Source organism: Halopseudomonas sp. (genome assembly GCF_036960865.1).
Taxonomy (GTDB): domain Bacteria; phylum Pseudomonadota; class Gammaproteobacteria; order Pseudomonadales; family Pseudomonadaceae; genus Halopseudomonas.
Genome location: NZ_JBALWE010000005.1, coordinates 1 through 19,950 on the forward strand (window position 1 = coordinate 1; position 19,950 = coordinate 19,950).

Genomic DNA, 19,950 nt, shown 5'->3' on the forward strand with positions numbered 1-19,950 from the left:
CCGGGGGCAGCAATATCGCCAGTGATCGCCTGCCGGGCGCGGCCGGCATGTTGAGCATCGAGCTGCTGATCACCGAGCCCAGCCAGCACTACATCGCCAGTGCGGTGGGCTCAAGCGCAACCGTACGCGAGGGCGCGCGTTACGTGGCTCTTGGTCCGGGCGTTGCGGCGGCGGAGGCTCGCGCCTCCTTGCAGCGCCTGGTCAGTGAACCGGGTATGCAGCACATCAACGCCATCGCCAATGGCCAGACGCATGCCCTCTGGCATGACTTTTACAACAGCCCGTTCAATGTGGTCGCGGTGCAGGTCATGGCCAAGTGGCTGTATCCCGAGCAGTTTGCCGACCTGCAGCCGGAACAGACGCTGCAGCGGCTGCAGTCGCGCTATCAACCGGTGCCGCTGGCTGGCGTCTACTGGATAACGCTATGACAGCGCAGCAGTCAGACTCTCTAGCAAAGGGCTATCGCCGATTGTGGTGGCGCCGCGCGGCGCTTTTGTTGTTGCTGGCAGCGGCGCTCTTGTCGGCTTTTGTTTTCGACTTGTCGGTCGGGCCTATGGGGCTGGGCTGGTGGGATGTCATTCAGCTGGCCTTTGGCTGGGTAGAAGGTGACGCCGCGCAACGGGTCATCGTGCTGGAGCTGCGTTTGCCCTATGCGCTGATGGCAGTGCTGGTGGGCGCGAGCCTGGGCCTGGCTGGCGCGGAAATGCAGACGGCATTGAACAATCCGCTCGCCAGCCCTTTTACGCTGGGCATCGGCGCCGCGGCAACGTTAGGCGCTTCTCTGGTGATTGTGTTTGCGCCCACGCTTGCAGGGTTTAGCCAACTGATCATGCTGCCGCTGGCGGCGTTCGTATTTGCTGCGGCCTCCTGTGCCTTGCTGCTGTTGGTTGGCCGCACGCTGGGCACCGAGGTGCATACGCTGGTGCTGTTTGGTATCGCCATGCTCTTTGGTCTCAACGCGCTGGTGGGTCTGGTGCAATTTATGGCCGATGCCGAAGCAGTACAGCAGATCGTGTTCTGGACGCTCGGCAGCCTGGCGCGTGCCAGCCTCGACCGGGCTGCATTGCTGGCCGTGATACTGGCGGTCTGTCTGCTGTTTGCTCTGCGCCAAGCCTGGGCTTTGACCATACTGCGCACCGGTGAAGATCAGGCGCGCAGCCTGGGTGTGCCGGTGGGTCGGCTGCGCGCCTTGGTGCTGCTGCGCGTCAGTCTGCTGACCGGGGTGGCCACGGCGTTTGTGGGAGAGGTGGGCTTTATCGGCCTGGTGGGCCCGCACATCGCCCGCCTGCTGCTGGGTGAAGATCACCGTTTCTTTCTGCCCGGTAGCGCGCTGGCGGGTGCTCTGCTGTTGTCGCTGGCGTCGATTGCCAGCCGTGGCATCTTGCCCGGCGTGGTGTTGCCGGTCGGCCTGGTCACGGCGCTAGTGGGTGTGCCGCTGTTTGTTAGCTTGATCCTCGCGCGTGGCCGGAGGGCAGGGCTATGACGTTGCAGATAGCTAAACTGAGCAGCGGCTATCGGCAGCGTAGCGTGCTCCAGCAGATCACCCTGCCGCCAATCGCGCCGGGCTCGCTGGTGGCGCTGATCGGGCCGAATGGCGTGGGTAAATCCACTCTCGTACGGTCGCTGGCTGGATTACAGCCTGCCAGCGGGCAGATAACGCTAGATGGCGATGCGCTTGCGGCGCTGTCTCCCCGCGAGCGACAGCGCCGGGTGGCTTACCTGCCGCAAACCCTGCCGCAGGCGACTTCGCTGATCGTCTACGAAATGCTGCTGGGCGCTGCCTATTTGAGTGGCGAAACAGTGCAGGCACAGATCACCGCCGCCATCGCCCGGGTGGCGGACTCGCTGGGTATCACCGAGCTGATGCTGCGCCGCCTTTCCGAGCTGTCAGGCGGACAGCGACAGATGGTCGGCCTGGCCCAGGTACTGGTGCGCCAGGCGCCGCTGTTGCTGCTGGACGAGCCGACCAGTGCGCTGGATCTGCGCTGGCAACTGAATGTGCTGGAGGTGGTACGCAGCTATGTGCGTGAACGCCAGGCCATCGCGTTGGTGGCCAGTCATGACTTGAACCTGGCGCTGCGCTTTGCCGATCAGGTGATCATGCTGGCGCCAGGTGGCGACTGTCGCACGGGCGAGCCCCTGCAGATGGTGACGCCGGACTCGCTGCAGACCTGTTATGGCGTGCGAGGGCGGGTGGAGACCTGTTCGCTGGGCTATCCGGTGGTGTTGGTGGATGGTGTAGCGGAGCAATGAAAAATACCCGGATTTTTTAGCGCTGGTTGCACGCGGCTGACGAGTGCACGGACCCGTAGTCCCATCTGAGCGGGCGAGTAGCGCAGAGCTGCCGGGAAAAAGATGCTTGCGGTGTCTGAGGTGCGCAGCGCCGAGTTTGCGAGCATCCCCGGCAGGTCGAGCAACGCAGCGGACCCGCAGGGCCGCGCAGCTGGGTGCCCGAGGGGGTTGTTAGGGGGAGATGGGCAAGCATCTCCCCCTGACTCGCCTAGAGGCGAAAAACGATAATCAGCTGAACGAATTACTTGATACCGGGACAGTCCTTTTCCCTGCCTCGGTTGACAAGGTTGTTTGTAACGGCTCCCAGTCAGCAGCGCTTCAAGTTACATCAACTCAATCGCAATAGCAGTCGCCTCACCACCGCCAATGCACAGCGAGGCGACACCGCGCTTGCCGCCGGTGTTCTGCAGGGCGTTGATCAGGGTGATGATGATGCGCGAGCCGGTGGAGCCTACGGGGTGGCCCTGGGCGCAGGCGCCGCCGTAGATGTTGACCTTGGCATGGTCCAGGCCGTGTTCGCGCATGGCCAGCATGGTAACCATGGCAAAGGCTTCGTTGATCTCGAACAGGTCCACATCGTCCTTGCTCCAGCCGGTCTTGTTGAACAGGTTGCGCATGGCGCCGACCGGGGCGAGCGTGAACTCGCTGGGGTCCTGGCTCTGGGTCGCATGGCCGACGATGCGGGCCAGTGGCTTGAGACCACGCTTGTGCGCTTCAGCTTCGCTCATGATCACCAGTGCACTGGCACCATCGGAAATGGAGCTGGCATTGGCTGCGGTAATGGTGCCGTCTTTGCTGAAGGCCGGTTTGAGGGTGGGGATTTTCTCCAGATTGGCGTTGTGCGGCTGCTCGTCATCCTTGATCACGACCTCGCCCTTGCGCGTGTGCACCGTGACCGGGACGATTTCCTTCTCTAGTGAGCCATTCTCGATGGCCGCCTGGGCGCGTTTCAGAGACTCGATGGCATAGGCGTCCATGTCTTCGCGGCTGATGCCGTGTTGCGCTGCGGTGTCCTGCGCGAAGGAGCCCATCAAGCGGCCGGTGCGGGCGTCTTCCAGGCCATCGAAGAACATGTGGTCCTTGATCTCGCCGTGGCCCATACGCAGGCCCGAGCGTGCCTTCTCCATCAGGTAGGGCGCATTGGACATGCTTTCCATGCCGCCGGCGACCATGATGCTGTTGCTGCCGGCCTTGATCAGGTCATGGGCCAGCATCACGGCTTTCATGCCGGAGCCGCACAGCTTGTTGATAGTGGTACAGCCGGTAGCGGCGGGCAGGCCGGCATTGAGGCTGGCCTGACGGGCCGGGCCCTGTTTGAGGCCGGCGGGCAGTACACAGCCCATGATCACTTCCTCGACGGCTTCGGCCTCAATGCCGGCACGGCTGATGGCTTCGCGAATGCTCAGGGCGCCCAGATCGACAGCGCTGACGCTGGACAGGCTGCCCTGAAAGCCGCCCATGGGCGTGCGCGCACCGCTGACGATAACAATGCTGTTGTCGGACATGCTGTTTGGCTCCATTGTTGTGATTGTGAAACTATGAATTATGATTCAGTCATAAAGCGACTTTTATTTACAATTATACGCTTAATGGCCTTGATTAAAATCCGTATGATGTTTTGCGGTTGTGCCGGCTGAGCTATTCTTTAGGCTGTTTTCTCATAGGCTGATTGGGCTCGCGCACTGTTCCCATGCCCTGACAATCCCAAAAACACTAGGTCATTTCATGCTCAATACTCGTATCCTCAAGCCCACCGATGAGGCGCGTTCCACGCCCTTGCTGATCAAGAACCTGTTGCTGTCCGGACAGCGTTACGAGCGTACCCAGGAAATAATCTACCGGGATATCAGCCGGTACGATTACGCCACCTTCAACGAGCGCATCTGCCGCCTGGCCAACGCCCTGTCCAAGGCGGGCGTCAAGGCTGGCGATACCGTCGCCATGATGGACTGGGACAGCCACCGCTACCTGGAGTGCATGTTCGCGGTACCGATGCTGGGTGCCGTCATGCACACCATCAACGTGCGTCTGTCGCCGGATCAGATTCTCTACACCATGAATCACGCCGAAGACATTGTGGTGCTGGTCAACAGCGAGTTCGTTCCGATTTACAAGGCCATTGAAGATCAACTGACCACGGTCACCACCACCATTCTGCTGACCGACGAAGACAGCAAGGAAGCCGATCTGCCAGGCCTGGCAGGTGAGTACGAGCAACTACTGGCCGCGGCTGAACCCACCTACGACTTTGCCGACTTCGATGAGAACTCGGTAGCCACCACCTTCTATACCACCGGCACTACCGGCAACCCCAAGGGTGTGTACTTCACCCACCGTCAGCTGGTGCTGCATACCCTGTCGCAGGCTGCCTCACTTTCGGCGCTGGATACCGTGCGCCAGTTCGGCAATCGCGATGTGTACATGCCAATCACGCCGATGTTCCATGTGCATGCCTGGGGCATTCCGTACACCGCGACCATGCTGGGCCTGAAGCAGGTTTACCCTGGCCGCTACGAGCCTGAGCTGCTGGTCGATCTGATCAAGCAGCACAAGGTCAGCTTCTCGCATTGCGTACCCACGATTCTGCAGATGGTGCTCAACGCCAAGGGCGCCGAAGATTTCGACTTTGGCGGCATGCGCGTGATCATTGGCGGCAGCGCCCTGAACCGCAGTCTGTACGAGGCCGCCAAAGCCAAAGGCATGCAGTTGGGCGCCGCCTATGGCATGTCGGAAACCTGTCCAATGATTTCTGCTGGCTACATCAACCTGGAGCTGGAAGAGGGCAGTGAAGAGCAACGCGTCGCGTATCGCATCAAGGCAGGCGTACCTGGCCCCATGGTGGAAGCGCAGATCATGGGGGCTGATGGCAAGCTGCTGCCCAATGACGGCAAGACCCAGGGCGAGCTGGTGTTGCGCGCACCTTGGCTAACCCAGGCTTACTTCCGCGAGCCGGAAAAGAGCCAGGAGCTGTGGGAAGGTGGCTGGATGCATACGGGTGATGTGGCCACCATCGACCCCATGGGCTTTATCGATATCCGTGACCGCATCAAGGACGTCATCAAGACTGGCGGCGAGTGGTTGTCTTCGCTGGAGCTGGAAGATCTGATCAGCCGCAGCCCCAGCATCAAGGAAGTGGCCGTGGTCGGGATTCCCGACCCGCGTTGGGACGAGCGTCCCTTTGCGCTGGTGATCGCGGCCGCTGGTCAGCAGGTAAGCGCGGCCTCGTTGTGCGAGCATCTGCAGCCCTTCGTCGAAGAGGGCCGCATCAATAAGTGGGCCATTCCCACCCAGATCGCGGTGGTGAACGAGATCCCCAAGACCAGCGTTGGCAAGCTCGATAAAAAGCGCATTCGCGGTGAGATTGCGCAGTGGCTGGAAAACGGCGATGAGTGCATTTCTTCACTGAAGTAAGCTGACAGCGTGTCCACAACCGCCAGCCGCTGCCCCGGCTGGCGGTTTTTTTTGCCTGCGCAGCTGGTGTGAGCAATTGTCACTGAATGTCTCATGCTCTAGTGTCGTCTGTTGTTCGCGGTGCCCCATTGCGCGAGGCCTTCAGCTGGCCTATTGGCTGCCATTCGACTGGCTAAATGGGACAGCTGGGCTTGCTTGCCTCGGCGCCAATCTATAAAGTGCGCAGCTCCTCAAGGAATTACAAAAAGCCTAATAATCCTGAACGCTGTGTTGTGTCGGTCCATCGGACTGTCGGGCACGGGCGTTTTCGTGCGTCTACACTTTATGCAGGCGCGATGCTTGCGCTTCCTTGATGTCACCCGTCCGGCCTTGCCGCTGTGCCTATTTCAGCAGCGCTGAGCCGCCAATAATCAAGCAAAACAGGGCGAATCGATGAAACCCATTATCCTTGCTTCTACTTTTCTGGCCTCTGCGCTGGCCGCACAGATCAGCTTTGCCGCTGCCGATGCACAACAGGTTGCCGAGCTCGGCAACAGCCTGACCCCCGTGGGCGCAGAAGCCGCTGGCAACGCTGCAGGCAGCATTCCGGCCTGGACTGGCGGTCTGGCGACCGACGCTGCCGCTGTGGATGCCAACGGCTTCTTTGCCAACCCCTATGGCGACGACCAGCCGCTGTTTGTGATTACGGCCGCCAACTATGAAGAGTATGCCGATCAACTGGCTCCGGGCCAGATCGCCATGTTCAAGCGCTATCCTGAGACCTTCAAGATGCGCGTGTTCGAGAGCCGCCGCAGTGCTGCCCTGCCGCAGGAAATCTACGACGCCGCCAAGCACAACGCTGCGAAAACCGAGCTGGTTGCCGGTGGCAATGGCCTGACCGATTATCAGATGGCTTATGCCTTCCCGATTCCCAAGGATGGCCTAGAAGCAATCTGGAACCAGATCACGCGCTACCGTGGTGCTTCGCTGCAGCGCACCGTGACCCAGGCGACTCCGCAGGTCAACGGCAGCTACAATCTGGTGCGTTTTGTTGAAGAGTATGTGCTGCCCAGCGCGCTGACCGATTACGATGCCAGTGCCAACAACGAGATGCTCTACTACTTCAAGCAGCAGGTAACCGATCCGAGCCGCCTGGCCGGTAACGTACTGCTGGTACACGAGACCATCAACCAGGTCGCCAACCCGCGCATGGCGTGGATTTACAATGCCGGCCAACGCCGCGTGCGTCGCGCCCCCCAGGTGTCCTATGACGGTCCGGGTACCGCAGCCGATGGCATGCGCACCTCAGACAACCTCGACCTGTACAACGGCGCGCCTGACCGTTACGACTGGAAGCTGGAAGGCAAGCGCGAGATGTTTATCTCGTACAACAACTTCGAGCTGGCTTCACCTGATGTCAAATACGATCAGATCTTCAAGGCTGGTCACATTAATCAGGACCTGGTGCGCTATGAGCTGCATCGCGTTTGGAACGTGACCGCTACCGTGAAGCAAGGTGAGCGCCACATCTATGCCAAACGCGACTTCTTCCTGGACGAGGACTCCTGGCAGGCGGCTCATATCGACCATTACGATGGTCGTGGCGAGCTTTGGCGGGTAGCCGAGGCAGAAGCTCTGCAACGTTTCCCCGACAAGGTTCCAAGCTACGCGATGGAAACCCTGTATGACCTGGTGGCGGGTCGCTACCTGGCCATGGGCATGAACAACGAAGAACGCAGCAACTACGACTACAGCTACAAGGCGTCAAGCAATGACTTCACGCCGACTGCGCTGCGTCAGGCTGGTGTTCGTTAAGCGTTGAGGGATTGTGGCCCGTCGCTCTGGCGGGTGAGGTCCAGAAAAGGCGTATGGAGTCTGCTCCATACGCCTTTTTTTATCGGCTGCTCAGGGTCTCAGAAACTGACGGCCAGGCTCAGTGCGGTACCGGAGACACCATCACCAAACATCTGCCGAATCAGTACGCGGGTTCGCGTAATGAAGACCGGGTAGGCGCTGGAATCGAATTCGATGCCCGCACCCACGGTCGACAGGCGGTCAAAGCCTAGCGCGCCTCGTTGCTCGCCCAGATACTCGGAGTGCGAGTACTCCAGTACATAGCGCAGCGGGTTTTGCATCAGCGTCCAGCCGGTGGGTGCGCGGTAGCGAGTCCAGAGGTTGGCTGTCTGCGCAGTGACATTGCCCTCAATGGCCCGGTCTCCGCCGATGTTCTGCAGATCCAGGTAGCTGTAGCGCAGCTCCAGATCGGCTTCATACTCTTCTCGCACGCGCTCCCAATCGAGCATCATGGCACCGCCCAAGCCCAGCGCGCCCATTTGCCCGTCATCGAGAAACTCGATCTCGCGGTCCAGTTCGTAGTTCAGGTACAGCCGCGCACTGTTGATATCGCTGCTGATATAGCCCAAGGCGATATTGCCGATAGGGCGCAGTACCCATTCATCGTCCAGCGGAAAGTCCCAGCCAATACCGCCGGCGGCGGTGACCGAGGTCCATTTCACCGGGATGGTGCGGGTTTGCACGCCGTCGCTGGCAACGAATTTGGGATCGTAGCGGCTGTAGGCCACCGAGCCCTCGAGGTACAAGGGGATCTCGTCACTCATAGTCGCGCCACCGCCCAGTTGGGTCATGGTCAGCGCCGGATCGCCGGTATCGTTATCGTTGATCTGCAGCGCGCTCGAGGCCAGGTCCAAGGTCATGGAGTATGACATCAGGGTCAGGATTCCATTGACCTTGTCCTCTACGTTGGCAGCGGTGAGCCGGAGCGGTTCGGCAGCCAGAGCAGGAGCGCTGAACAAGGCCAGCAAGGCGAGGGTAGTGGGCGTTCTGGGCATGGTTGCTGGCGCGCTTTGCGGTAGGGTTGGCAATAATATACAGCGTTCTGCGGGAATGTCCTGCCGCTGACGGGGCTCTCCCGGCGGGCGGCAACCCACGGCTAGAAGCGCCAGACCGCGCCACCGCCCAGGATGTGCAGGGCGCTTTTGTCATAGCTGCCGGACAGGGTCTCGCCAGAGCGACTTTTGCTTTGCGCCACGTCCATATCGCCCAGCCACACCAGGGTGTAGGCCGCGTGCAGTTCTAGGTTGTCGTCCACGGCATAATTGAGGCCGCCGGCCAAGCGCCAGGCCGCTGCTGCCGGATTGTCGACCGTGCGATCGGCGTCATCGACCATGCTGCTGTCATAGCCTATACCCAGGTTCCAGCGCAACTGAGCGCTGGCCTGATACTGGGCACCAATGGCGGCGTGCCAGGTATCTTTGTAGCGACGATCCACGCCGGTCGTCACGCTGCCGGCGTCGGCTTCCACCGCGACGCCAATGTCGCCGAACTCGCTCCAGTCCTGCCAGCCGAGGCTGCCCAGCAGGTTCCACTGTGGATCGAGCGCGTAGCTGTAGCTGAACAGCAGCGTCTGTGGCACCTGCATCGCCAACTCCAGGTTGCGGACGTTGGCGGCCTGCAAGGCTCCATTCAATAGCGGGTTGTTGATGTTGTCGAAGCTGGGTCGGTCTGCAAACTCAAGCTCTACCTTACTGGTATAGGCCAGGCCCAAGTCCACACGCTCATTGAGGTGGTAGAGCAGGCCCATATTCACGCCGATACCGACGTCGGTGTCCTGGTATTCCAACTGACCATCGCTGCGACCACCGCCCAACCCCAGTACGTTATTGTAGACGGCCGCCTGGGTACGGTAATAGCCATACATGATGCGTGGCCCGATACCCAGCGACAGCTTGTCGTCCACCTTGTAGGAGTAAACCGGCTCAAAGCTCAGGCCAATAACCGCAGCCTCTTGGGTAAAGTAGCGTCCTGCCCAGCTATCGTTGTACTTCACTGCCAGACCAAAGTTGCCGTACATGCCGAAACCGATACTGGACCTATCGTCGATTTGGTGACTGATGAAAAAACTCGCGCCGGGTAGGTATTTCAGTGCGTTGCCGCCGTTGTTACCGTCGAAATCGCTGGATGCATCACCGGAGAATTTGATGTGGCCAATCACTAGTTGCCCGTTCGCGTTGACCTGGGTCCCTTCAAGCCGTGAAATGCCCGCCGGGTTATTCATCAGCACACTGGGGTCGTTTGCCAATACCGCCGCACCAGCGTTGGCCAGGCCAGCACCTTCCTGGCCAACCTCGTACAGCATGATGCCACCGGCACTGGCCTGGTTGGCGCAGACAAGGCTCAGCAATGCTGCTGCGCCACCCCTGATCACGCGGTGTGAGTTTGTCTGTCTATCCATGTAAGAACTCCCTCAAGTGTCGCGGCAGCGGGCGGGATGCGCTGCGTGGCGACGGGCTGGGTCAGGCTCGGTGGTGTCTCTGCGGCAAACACAAGCGTAGCCAATCTGGGCATATTGGCCAGCCGGCGCTGCGTTGATCACGGCTGACGAGAATGCCAAGCTTGCTGACTGTTATCATGCGGATAGTCGCGCACTGCGCTTTCAAGCCCATACTGCCAAGAGGATTGCCATGACCCTTGCACCAACCCCCTTGATCCGCGAAACCTTTCCCGTCGGTCCGCTGGGATGCAACTGCACTATCGTGGGTGACCCGCTGACGAAGAAGGCGTTGGTGATTGATCCGGGCGGTGATCACCAACTGATCCTTGATCGTCTCGAGGTCTTGGGTCTGAAGGTGGTCAGCATTATTCATACGCATGCCCACCTGGATCACTTTCTGGCCTCGGGCGAAATGAAGAAAGCCACTGGCGCCTCCCTGCACCTGCACCAGGAAGATCAGTTTCTCTGGGACAACCTGGAGATGCAGTGCAAGCGCTTTGGTGTGCCCTACGTGCCGGTGCCGGCACCGGATCAATGGTTGCAGGATGACGAAGAATTGGCCTGCGGCTGCGGTGTGGCGTTGCATACACCGGGGCATACGCCGGGCTCAATGAGCTTCTGGTTCCCGCAGGAAAAGCTGCTGATTGCAGGGGATACCCTGTTCCGTCGGGGTATCGGGCGTACCGATCTGTGGGGCGGCGATTATCAGAAAATTGAACGATCCATCCGTCAGCGGCTCTATAGCTTGGATGAAGAAGCTGTAGTGGTAACTGGCCATGGCCCGGATACCCGTATTGGCGACGAGATTCGTGAGAACCCGTTTATCCGTGGTTAACGTGAATGCCTTGCCTCATTGGTGCAGCTTTGGGAGTGGGTGGTGCTGTTGACGCTGGTCCGGCATGAGCCCTGTTGGTAGTGAATGATTCAGATAACAGATGAAAGGGAACAAAATGATGAAAAAAAGCCAAGGTTTGATTGCTGCCGGCGTGTGCGCGCTGGTATTGACCGGTTGTACCAATAACCCCTATACCGGCGAGGAAGAAGCAGGCAAGTCTGCCAAGTATGGTGGCTTGGGTGCCCTGGCGGGGGCCGCTGTGGGCGCTGCTACCTCAAGTAGTGACGACCGTGCCAAGGGCGCGCTGATAGGTGCTGCTGTGGGCGGCGCAGCAGGCGGCGGCTACGGCTATTACGTCGACAAGCAGGAGCAGCGTCTGCGTCAGGAACTGACTGGCACCGGCGTACAGGTTGTACGCAACGGCGACAGCATCCAGTTGGTCATGCCGGGTAACATCACCTTCGCTTCTGGCTCTTCCGACATCTCCAGCAGCTTCTACCCGACGCTGAATTCGCTGGTCAAGGTGTTCAAGGAATTCGACAAGAACGGCATCAACATCGTCGGTCATACCGATAGCACAGGCTCCAACGAGTTGAACATGCGCTTGTCGCGTGAGCGGGCCAGTGCAGTGGCTTCCTACCTGTCAGGCCAGGGTGTGCCCAGTGCGCGTATCAGCAGCGCCGGTGTTGGCCCAAGCCAGCCGATTGCCAGCAACGATACCGAAGCGGGTCGTGCGCAGAATCGCCGGGTTGAGATCAATCTCCGCCAGCTGTAATTCGGCAGTAAAAAGCCGCGCCGAGGCAAATGCCCGGCGCGGCTTTTTTGTGTCTGCGTTTTGTTCAGTCGTTATGGCTGCGAGCTTGGTCTGCGGGGGTGGGGTACTGGGCGTGCAGTCTTGCCAGGTGAGCGTCTTTCTCCAGCCACAGCTGGTTTACCCAAGCCTGGAACTCGGCCCGAAAGGCAGCATCCTGCTGGTAGTTCTTGCCCAGAAAGTCCGCCGGGATGGGCTTGAGCTCGCAGTGCATGACCACGTGCGGTAACTTGCCGCTAAGCAGATCCCAGAAGCTCGGATTGCCGTTGGGATAATGGATTGTGATATCAAGCAACGAGCGCAGTTGGCTGCCCATGGCATCCAGCACGAAGGCAATACCGCCGGATTTGGGTTTGAGCAGATAGGTGAAGGGTGACTGCTGCTGGGCGTGCTTGGCTGGTGTTAGGCGGGTGCCTTCCAGAAAGTTGAATACCGCCACCGGGGTAGTCTTGAACTTTTCACAGGCCTTGCGGGTGGTTTCCAGGTCCTGGCCGGCTTTCTCCGGGTATTTCTCCAGGTAGGCCTTGCTGTAGCGTTTCATAAAGGGGAAATCCAGCGCCCACCAGCACAGGCCAATCACCGGCACCCAGATCAATTCCTGTTTCAAAAAAAACTTGAGCATGGGCATGCGGCGATTCAATACATGCTGCAGCGCCAGAATGTCGACCCAGCTTTGGTGGTTGCTGGTCACCAGATACCAGCCGCGATAATCAAGCTGGCTTAGCCCTTCCACTTCCCAGCGGGTGCTGCCGACCAGCTTCATCCAGCCGCTGTTGCAGAGCATCCATAACTCGGCAATGGCAATCATCAATACGGTGCAGGCTTTTTGCAGTGCCGGGATTGGCAGCAGTTTGACCAGGGCAATTGCGAACAGCACCGAAGCGCAGCACAACGTATTCAGCGCCAACAGCAGGGTGGCGAGAATGCCGCGCAGAAAGGCAGGCAGGAAAGACAGCATGGGTATGGGCTCGTCAGCAGGACCGCTGCAGCGGTCGTTCTCGTTATGTCATTGGTTGTTATAGGCCTGTATGGCCGTCAACGCGATGGTATACACAATATCGTCCACCAGTGCGCCGCGCGACAGGTCATTCACCGGCTTACGCAGGCCTTGCAGCATCGGTCCAACGCTAATGACGTTGGCGCTGCGCTGCACCGCCTTGTAGGTGGTGTTGCCAGTATTCAGGTCGGGGAAGACAAATACAGTGGCTTGGCCGGCCACTGGGCTGTCTGGCGCCTTCTGGCGTCCGACGCTGGCAATCGCGGCGGCATCATACTGGAGCGGACCGTCGAGCAACAGCCCGGGTTCGCGCGCTTTGGCCAGGCGGGTGGCTTCACGCACTTTCTCGACCTCGCTACCGCTGCCGGAGCTGCCGGTTGAATAGCTGATCATCGCGACCCTGGCGGGAATGCCGAATGCTTCAGCCGAGCGCGCGCTCTGGATGGCGATTTCCGCCAGGTCCTCGGCGTTGGGGTCGGGGTTGACCGCGCAGTCGCCGTACACCAGCACCTGCTCGGGAAGTAGCATGAAAAAGATCGAAGACACCAGGTTGTAACCGGGTGCGGTCTTGATCAGCTGGAAGGCGGGGCGAATGGTATTGGCCGTGGTGTGGATTGCGCCGGAAACCAGGCCGTCTACCTCGTCGAGTGCCAGCATCATGGTGCCGAGCACTACATTATCTTCCAGTTGCTGCAGGGCCATGGGTTCGTTCAGGCCCTTGCCTTCACGCAGCTTGACCATGGGCGCGACGTAGCGCTCGCGCACCTCATCGGGATCGATGATCTGCAAACCCTCGGGGAGGGTGATGTGCTGCGCCCGGGCCACGGCTTCCACCGAGTCACGCTTGGCCAGCAATATGCAATCGGCAATCCCCCGGCGCTGGCAGATGGCCGCGGCTTGCACTGTGCGCGGCTCATCGCCTTCGGGCAACACGATGCATTTGGCTGCCCGCTGTGCCTGACGCACCAGTTCGTAGCGAAAGGCGGGCGGTGACATGCGCTTTTCGCGCGGCAGGTCGCAGCGCTTGGCCAGCCAGGCGTGGTCGATATGCGAGGCCACGAAGTTGGTCACCCGCTCGGCGCGATCGCGGTCGTCAATCGGGATTTCGCGGTTCATACGATCCAGCTGGGTGGCGGTATCGAAACTGTTGGTGCGGACGCCCAGAATGGTCAAGCCCTGATCCAGGGCCGGTTGGCATAGCTGGATGACCCGTGGATCGGGGGGCATGTCGCCGGTCAGCAGCAAGCCCGCGAGCGGTGTGCCGGCTAGTGAGGCCAGGCTGCTGGCAATGATGATGTCGTCGCGGTCGCCGGGTGTGACGATCAGGGTGCCGGGCTTGAGGCGATCAATGATGTTGGGCACGGTGCGCGCGCACAGGGCAATTTCCATCACCCGACGCTGTTGCATCTCGCCAGGATGGTAGATGGTGGTTTTCAGCAGGGTGGCTATATCGGCTGTGCGCGGCGCGTTGAGCTCGTCCTGCCAAGGTACACAGCCGATCAGGCGGAAGTCGTCGGTGTCGAGCCGCACTGATGCCTGCTTGAGCGCTTGGGCGAAACTCTTCAGGGTGTTTTTCAGCGCGCGGCCATCAGGCACATCAACCAGCGCCTCGTCGTCGAGGTCATGCACCTTGTTGACGATCACGCCCAGTACCTTGGGATGGCTGGGCCCGCCGAAAGCCTGCGCATGAATTTCGATGCGATCTGCCAGGCTGGCCATGTCGTCGCCATCTGGGGTAGTGACCAGGATCACGTCAGCATCCAGACTCTTGGCCAATGCCTGGTTGATCTGTGCGGCGTAGCTGCTTTGCCGTGTCGGTACCATGCCTTCGACTACCACCACGTCGGCGTCCTGCGCTGCCTGCTGGTAGCGGCTGACCATTTCTTCCATCAGGTCGTCCAGTTCGCCTATCGCCAACTGGTGCTCGACCTCGGCCAGGGGCATGGCAGGAGGCGGTGACAGGCCGAGTGTGCGGCTGATCAGCTCGGTTGAGCGCTCGGGGCCCTCGTCGCCGGGATGTGGCTGGGCGATGGGCTTGAGGAAGTGCACGCGCAGTCCGGTGCGCTCCAGAGCGCGTATCAAGCCCAGGCTGGTAGAGGTCAGGCCGACACCAAATCCGGTGGGGGCAACAAAAAAGGTGTGTTGGCTCATGCCGGGGATTCCGTTCCAGTGTATGCGCGATCCAGCAGTGCCAGACTCTCTTCTGCAATCTGGCGCTCCTCGTCGGTGGGTATGACCAGAATAGCTGGTGAGCCGGCAGCTTCAATGTGGCCCGCTTCGCGGCGGGCCAGGGTGCTGTTGCGATCCGGGTCAACGTGCAAACCCATGACACCCAGGTGACTGAGCGTTAGCGCGCGGGTCAGCGCCGAGTTCTCGCCAATGCCGCCGGTAAAGATCAACCCGTCGATGTGCGGTAGCGCAATGGCCAGCCCGGCAAGTGAGCGCGCCAAGCGGTAGCAGAATACTTCGATGGCCAGCTGCGCGCCGCCGTGACCGTCGGCACGTGCCTGCTCCAGCTCGCGCATGTCGTTCGACAGCCCCGAGAGGCCTAGTAAACCACTTTCGCGGTTCAGCAATTGCTCAATGCGGGGCAGATCCCAGCCCAAGGTGCGGGCGAGGTGGGCGTGCAGATTGGGGTCGACATCGCCGCTACGCGTGCCCATTACCAGCCCCTCGAGTGGCGTAAGCCCCATACTGGTGTCCATGCTCTTGCCATCAAAAATGGCACAGCTGGAACAGCCATTACCCAAGTGAGCGCTTAGCCAAGCACCTTTGCCGTTCTTTTTCCCGGTCATGAGGCTGGCCTGGTGGGCTACGTACTGATGGCTGGTGCCATGGAAGCCGTAGCGACGCACGCCGTGTACGGCATAAAGCTCGTCCGGCAACGCATAACGGAAGGCGTGTGGCGGCATGCTCTGATGGAAGGCGGTATCGAATACGGCGACCTGCGGGAGATCTGGCAGTAGAGCCATGGCGGCGCGAATGCCACTCAGGTTGGCCGGGTTATGCAGTGGCGCCAGTGGCGCGTTGGCCTCGATGCCCGCGAGTACTTCATCATCGATCAGACGCGCTTCGGTAAACTGCTCGCCGCCGTGCACAACGCGATGTCCTACCACGCTGATCGGGCCGTTGCTGTGCTGTTCGACCAAGGGGAGCAGGACTTTCAGCGCCGCCTTGGTGTCCGCGTCGGGCAGGCTGATGCTCGGGCCACCAGCATACGTATAACTGGCCTGGGGGGTGTTCAGACGTTCAGCCTGCGCCTCGAAGACGGGCTCGGAACTTCCCTGTTTGCGCAGTGCCAGCTTGATCGATGAGCTGCCACCGTTGATGACCAATACCAGACGATCTCTCATGGTATGTCAGTGTTCCTGTTTCATGGGGCAGCATCAGGCTGCCGGTAATTAAGGCGCGTGTTGCGCAGCGTGCCAGCCGTTTGATGCGCCTGTGCCCGCAAGGTTCAGTCGGACTGCGCAGTGGGGGCGCGCTGGTTGTGCCGCGTCCAATGGCACCACGTTGTCGTGGTCTTTATGGGCTGCGGGTCTCATCTTCAGTCTGCCCGCTAGTCGGGTCAAGCCGTGCGTTTGCCACCCAATCCGCGTACACTCACGATTTTTAAGCAAATGATAGGAACGATATTATGCAGATTGCTGCCAACAAGGCTGTTTCCATCGATTACACCCTGACCAATGCAGATGGCGAGGTGCTGGATTCCTCCAATGGTGGCGCGCCGCTCGTCTACCTGCATGGTGCGGGCAATATCATTCCGGGCCTGGAAAAGGCGCTGGAAGGCAAACAGGCAGGTGATGCCGTCAATGTAACCGTCGAGCCGGCAGAGGCCTATGGCGAGTTCAATGCCGAGCTGATCGCTGTACTGGGTCGCAACATGTTTGAAGGCGTTGACGAGCTGGAAGTCGGCATGCAGTTCCACGCGTCCGGTCCCGATGGCAGCATGCAGATCGTGACCATCAAGGCACTGGAAGGTGACGAAGTCACTGTTGATGGGAACCACCCGCTGGCCGGCGAGCAGCTGACCTTCGACGTCAAGGTAGTTGAGGTGCGCGAAGCGACCGACGATGAAATGGCCCACGGCCACATTCACGGCGAAGGCGGCGTAGAGCACTGATAGCAGCGCTCCACAGCACAAAAAACCAGCCGACAACGGCTGGTTTTTTTTCGCCCGCAAATGGCGCGCAGCCGATGCGCTCAATTCTTGGTTATCACTGAAATCAATAGTTATCTCTCGCTCTATTAAATAAAGTTGACCGGTCGTATAGTGCTCGCATGAATACGATCCAGGATAAACGCGCGCGCATTTTGGCGGCCGGCACCAGTGTCATGCTGCGTAAAGGCTATAACGGGACGGGTGTGCAAGAAATCACCCAGGGCGCCGGCGTGCCCAAGGGGTCCTTCTATCATTATTTCGAGAGCAAGGAAGATTTCGCCATACAGGCGCTGCATTACTACTACACGCCGCGCATAGAGCGTTTTGCGGCGGCGCTGAGTGTGCCGGAGCTGTCACCGCGCGAGCGAATCCTGCGGTGTTACCGCGACCTGATCGGCTATTTCGCCAATCAGGAACAGCCATCCCATCAGTGTTTCATTGGCAGTCTCTGTCATGAGAAGGCGGACGAGAGTCAGCCTATCGGGTATGCCGCCGCAGCTATTCTGCAGCGCTCCAGCCAGGTGTTGGCTGAGTGTCTGGAACAGGCGCGTGCGGCCGGCGAAATATCTCAGGACCAAGACCCTGTCGCGCTGGCAGGTTTTATCGGTGCGGCCTGGGAAGGGGCTTTGCTGCGGATGAAGACTGATCGTCAGATAGCGCCGCTGCGGGTATTCATCGATCAACTGGAGCGCCTGCTGCGCGCCTGAATCAACTTTAAATAAACCGAGACGACCGGTCAGCTTCATGTCCTCTGGCAGCGCTGACCCAGACCCAAGAGGATTAACCATGTCTGCTGATGTAGCTCCGCTGTTTGCCCCCATTACCCTTGGCCCGCTGAAGCTGAGTAACCGTATTGTGATGGCGCCGATGACCCGCAACTTCTCGCCCAAGGGCGTGCCGAACCAGGCCGTGGTGGACTACTACCGTCGACGCGCCGAATCGGGTGTGGGCCTGATCGTCACCGAAGGGACCGTGGTCAACCACGCGGGTGCCAACGGCTACCCCAACGTGCCGCACTTCTATGGTGAAGAGGCCTTGGCGGGCTGGAAGCAAGTCGTGGATGCAGTGCACGCCGCCGGCGGCAAGATTGCGCCCCAGCTGTGGCACGTAGGTAATGTCCGCCGTTTGGGTACCGAGCCCGATCCGGAGGTGCCGGGTTATGGCCCGATGGAAAAGCAGAAGGAAGGTAAGGTACTGGTTCGGGGCATGACCCAGGCCGACATCGACGATGTGGTTGCGGCCTTTGCGCAGGCGGCCAAAGACGCCAAGGACATTGGCTTTGATGCCATCGAGCTGCATGGCGCCCACGGTTACCTGATCGACCAGTTCTTCTGGGAAGGTACCAATCAGCGTACCGACGCTTACGGCGGCAGCATGGAAAACCGTGGCCGTTTTGCGGTAGAGGTGATTCGCGCCGTGCGAGCGGCGGTGGGTCCCGACTATCCGATCATCTTCCGTTTTTCGCAGTGGAAGCAGCAGGATTACACCGCGCGCTTGGCGCCGACGCCTGAGCTGCTGGAGCAGTTCCTGGCGCCGCTTTCAGACGCCGGGGTGGATATTTTCCATTGCTCGCAGCGCCGTTTCTGGGAGCCGGAATTCGAAAGCTCCGAGCTGAACCTTGCGGGCTGGACGCGCAAGATCACCGGCAAGGCGGCGATCACCGTTGGCAGCGTGGGCCTGGATGGCGAATTCCTGGAATTCATGGTCAATACCGACAAGGTTGCGCAGACCGCGAACATTGATGATCTGTTGACGCGCCTTGGTGCTGGCGAGTTTGACCTGGTGGCGGTAGGGCGTGCGTTGCTGGTTGATCCGCAATGGGCCGACAAGGTGCGTGAAGGCCGTTTCGCCGACATCGAACCCTTCAGTCGCGAAGCGCTGAAAACCCTGGTCTGATGCCGTCTGGTGCTGGTGGCCTACTTGCTGGGCACCGCCTGCACTGGAATGCTTTGACCTAGCGCGGCCTGCAACAGGCAGCGTTCGAAGCGTTGCACTATTGCCTGCCAGTCCAGCTGGCAGGCACGGTGTCTTGCGTGCAGGCGGATGCTGCGGCGCCCTTCGGCATCTTGTACGAGCCAGCACAGGTTGTCGGTAAATAGCTGATCATGGCCTGCTGGCGCCAGGCATCCACTGTAGCGATCCTGAATATGCTGATGCGCTGCGGCGGTGTCGAATGCGCATACGGCCAGGCCGGATGCCATGGCTTCGGTTACCACGTTGCCGAAGGTTTCGGTCAGACTCGGAAAGATAAAGATGTCGGCACTGGCGTAGGCGCTCGCCAACGCATTGCCGGTCAGGGCGCCGGTGAAGACAGCCTCCGGCATACGTTTGCGCAATTCCCGCGCAGAGGGGCCGTCCCCCACGACCACCATGTGTAAGCGGGCTCCGTTGGCAGTCTGACTGGCGCGCAGCTTATTCCAGCTGTCTATCAGCAACTCCGGGTTCTTCTCTGGCGATAGTCGCCCTACGTGCAGCAGCACTAAATCGTCGACTTTGGCGCCCCACTGCTCGCGCAGGCTTTGGCTGCGGTGGGTTGGGTGAAAATGCGTGCAATCCACGCCGCGACCGAGCAGTGACAGGTTGTGCACGCCCAGGCGATTCAGTTCGCGCTGCTGGGTCGAACTGGCGACCAGGGTCTGTAGGGTCTGATTGTGAAACCAGCGCAAATAGCGCAGTGCTGGCTCGTGAAACAGTCCCAAGTGGAAGTGGTTGCTGTATTGCTGGAAATTGGTATGAAAACCGCTGATCACCGGGATTTTCATGCGTCGCGCCAGACGCAGTGCTGACCAGCCCAGCGGACCTTCGGTGGCCAGGTAGATCGCATCAGGGCGCTGGCGCTGCCACAGCTTTTGCAGCTTTCTCGCGGCCGGCAGGCCCCATTGCAGGCCAGGGTAGCCCGGAATCGGCAGGCCGCGCACACAGCGTTCCAACAGGTTTCCGGACTGAATCAATCCGGGCTTTTCACCCGGCTGGGCAGGGCGGATGAGCTGCACTCGATGGTTGCGGCCCAGCAGGCCTTGGCAGAGTTTGCCCAGCGTATTGCTGACGCCATTGATTTGCGGCGGGTAAGTTTCTGTCACCAATGCGAAGCACTGGCCGGAAGGCTGGGCTATGTTCATGATCCGAGTATGGTCCCGGGCCATGATGCCGGCGTGACATATTTATTACGTTT

General features: G+C 60.2%; 16 protein-coding genes and 1 pseudogene. 10 read left to right on the top strand and 7 right to left on the bottom strand.

Annotation, left to right across the window (positions count from 1 at the left end; translation table 11 throughout):
* From V7747_RS08085 to V7747_RS08095, 3 genes and pseudogenes are all read left to right on the top strand, one after another.
* Positions 1–428: pseudogene (locus tag V7747_RS08085) on the top strand (ABC transporter substrate-binding protein); the annotation flags it as partial.
* Positions 425–1,483 (top strand): FecCD family ABC transporter permease, encoded by a 1,059-nt coding sequence (locus V7747_RS08090; protein ID WP_335615542.1) that lies wholly within the window; start codon positions 425–427, stop codon positions 1,481–1,483. The pseudogene V7747_RS08085 and the gene V7747_RS08090, both read left to right, overlap by 4 nt.
* Complete coding sequence (locus V7747_RS08095; protein ID WP_335615543.1) at positions 1,480–2,253, top strand: ABC transporter ATP-binding protein; 774 nt, start codon at positions 1,480–1,482, stop codon at positions 2,251–2,253. Before V7747_RS08090 ends, V7747_RS08095 begins: the two co-directional genes overlap by 4 nt.
* Positions 2,254–2,615: 362 nt before the next feature.
* Here the strand turns inward: V7747_RS08095 and V7747_RS08100 are convergent, their stop codons facing one another.
* Positions 2,616–3,797, bottom strand: a complete 1,182-nt coding sequence (locus V7747_RS08100) for an acetyl-CoA C-acyltransferase (RefSeq protein ID WP_335615544.1) — start codon at positions 3,795–3,797, stop codon at positions 2,616–2,618.
* A gap of 220 nt (positions 3,798–4,017) precedes the next feature.
* On the opposite strand from V7747_RS08100, the gene V7747_RS08105 reads away from it, so the two are divergent.
* Both V7747_RS08105 and V7747_RS08110 read left to right on the top strand, forming a co-directional pair.
* A complete protein-coding gene (locus V7747_RS08105) occupies positions 4,018–5,703 on the top strand; it encodes a fatty acid--CoA ligase (protein ID WP_335615545.1) in 1,686 nt (561 codons plus the stop codon).
* Positions 5,704–6,135: 432 nt separating this feature from the next.
* Positions 6,136–7,497: a DUF1329 domain-containing protein gene (locus V7747_RS08110; protein WP_335615546.1), complete on the top strand. Its 1,362-nt coding sequence runs from the start codon at positions 6,136–6,138 to the stop codon at positions 7,495–7,497.
* Between the two features lie 98 nt (positions 7,498–7,595).
* Here V7747_RS08110 and V7747_RS08115 read toward each other — a convergent pair whose 3' ends face one another.
* On the bottom strand, positions 7,596–8,531 hold the full coding sequence (locus V7747_RS08115; RefSeq protein ID WP_335615547.1) for an outer membrane beta-barrel protein: 936 nt from the start codon (positions 8,529–8,531) through the stop codon (positions 7,596–7,598).
* Between the two features lie 101 nt (positions 8,532–8,632).
* Positions 8,633–9,934 carry an OmpP1/FadL family transporter gene (locus tag V7747_RS08120; RefSeq protein ID WP_335615548.1) on the bottom strand — a complete coding sequence of 434 codons (1,302 nt, stop codon included), beginning with the start codon at positions 9,932–9,934 and terminating at the stop codon, positions 8,633–8,635.
* Between the two features lie 229 nt (positions 9,935–10,163).
* Between V7747_RS08120 and V7747_RS08125 the strand changes: the two genes are divergently transcribed.
* Together V7747_RS08125 and V7747_RS08130 are read left to right on the top strand one after the other, a co-directional pair.
* On the top strand, positions 10,164–10,808 hold the full coding sequence (locus V7747_RS08125) for an MBL fold metallo-hydrolase (RefSeq protein ID WP_335615549.1): 645 nt from the start codon (positions 10,164–10,166) through the stop codon (positions 10,806–10,808).
* Between the two features lie 118 nt (positions 10,809–10,926).
* Positions 10,927–11,583 carry an OmpA family protein gene (locus tag V7747_RS08130; RefSeq protein WP_335615550.1) on the top strand — a complete coding sequence of 219 codons (657 nt, stop codon included), beginning with the start codon at positions 10,927–10,929 and terminating at the stop codon, positions 11,581–11,583.
* 64 nt (positions 11,584–11,647) lie between these two features.
* Here V7747_RS08130 and V7747_RS08135 read toward each other — a convergent pair whose 3' ends face one another.
* From V7747_RS08135 to V7747_RS08145, 3 genes are read right to left on the bottom strand one after another with little or no spacing between them, the layout of a single operon-like run.
* A complete protein-coding gene (locus V7747_RS08135) occupies positions 11,648–12,577 on the bottom strand; it encodes an acyltransferase (protein WP_335615551.1) in 930 nt (309 codons plus the stop codon).
* Positions 12,578–12,625: 48 nt separating this feature from the next.
* Positions 12,626–14,767 (bottom strand): phosphate acetyltransferase, encoded by a 2,142-nt coding sequence (gene pta, locus V7747_RS08140; protein ID WP_335615552.1) that lies wholly within the window; start codon positions 14,765–14,767, stop codon positions 12,626–12,628.
* The gene (locus V7747_RS08145) at positions 14,764–15,969 is read right to left on the bottom strand and encodes an acetate/propionate family kinase (RefSeq protein ID WP_335615553.1); all 1,206 of its coding nucleotides are present in this window, start codon (positions 15,967–15,969) and stop codon (positions 14,764–14,766) included. Before V7747_RS08145 ends, pta begins: the two co-directional genes overlap by 4 nt.
* A 284-nt stretch (positions 15,970–16,253) precedes the next feature.
* Between V7747_RS08145 and V7747_RS08150 the strand changes: the two genes are divergently transcribed.
* From V7747_RS08150 to V7747_RS08160, 3 genes are all read left to right on the top strand, one after another.
* On the top strand, positions 16,254–16,739 hold the full coding sequence (locus V7747_RS08150) for an FKBP-type peptidyl-prolyl cis-trans isomerase (RefSeq protein ID WP_092285668.1): 486 nt from the start codon (positions 16,254–16,256) through the stop codon (positions 16,737–16,739).
* Between the two features lie 158 nt (positions 16,740–16,897).
* A complete protein-coding gene (locus V7747_RS08155) occupies positions 16,898–17,485 on the top strand; it encodes a TetR/AcrR family transcriptional regulator (RefSeq protein WP_335615554.1) in 588 nt (195 codons plus the stop codon).
* 79 nt (positions 17,486–17,564) lie between these two features.
* The gene (locus tag V7747_RS08160; protein ID WP_335615555.1) at positions 17,565–18,674 is read left to right on the top strand and encodes an NADH:flavin oxidoreductase; all 1,110 of its coding nucleotides are present in this window, start codon (positions 17,565–17,567) and stop codon (positions 18,672–18,674) included.
* 20 nt (positions 18,675–18,694) lie between these two features.
* Here V7747_RS08160 and V7747_RS08165 read toward each other — a convergent pair whose 3' ends face one another.
* A complete protein-coding gene (locus V7747_RS08165) occupies positions 18,695–19,921 on the bottom strand; it encodes a glycosyltransferase family 4 protein (protein WP_442909207.1) in 1,227 nt (408 codons plus the stop codon).
* Positions 19,922–19,950: the final 29 nt, after the last annotated feature.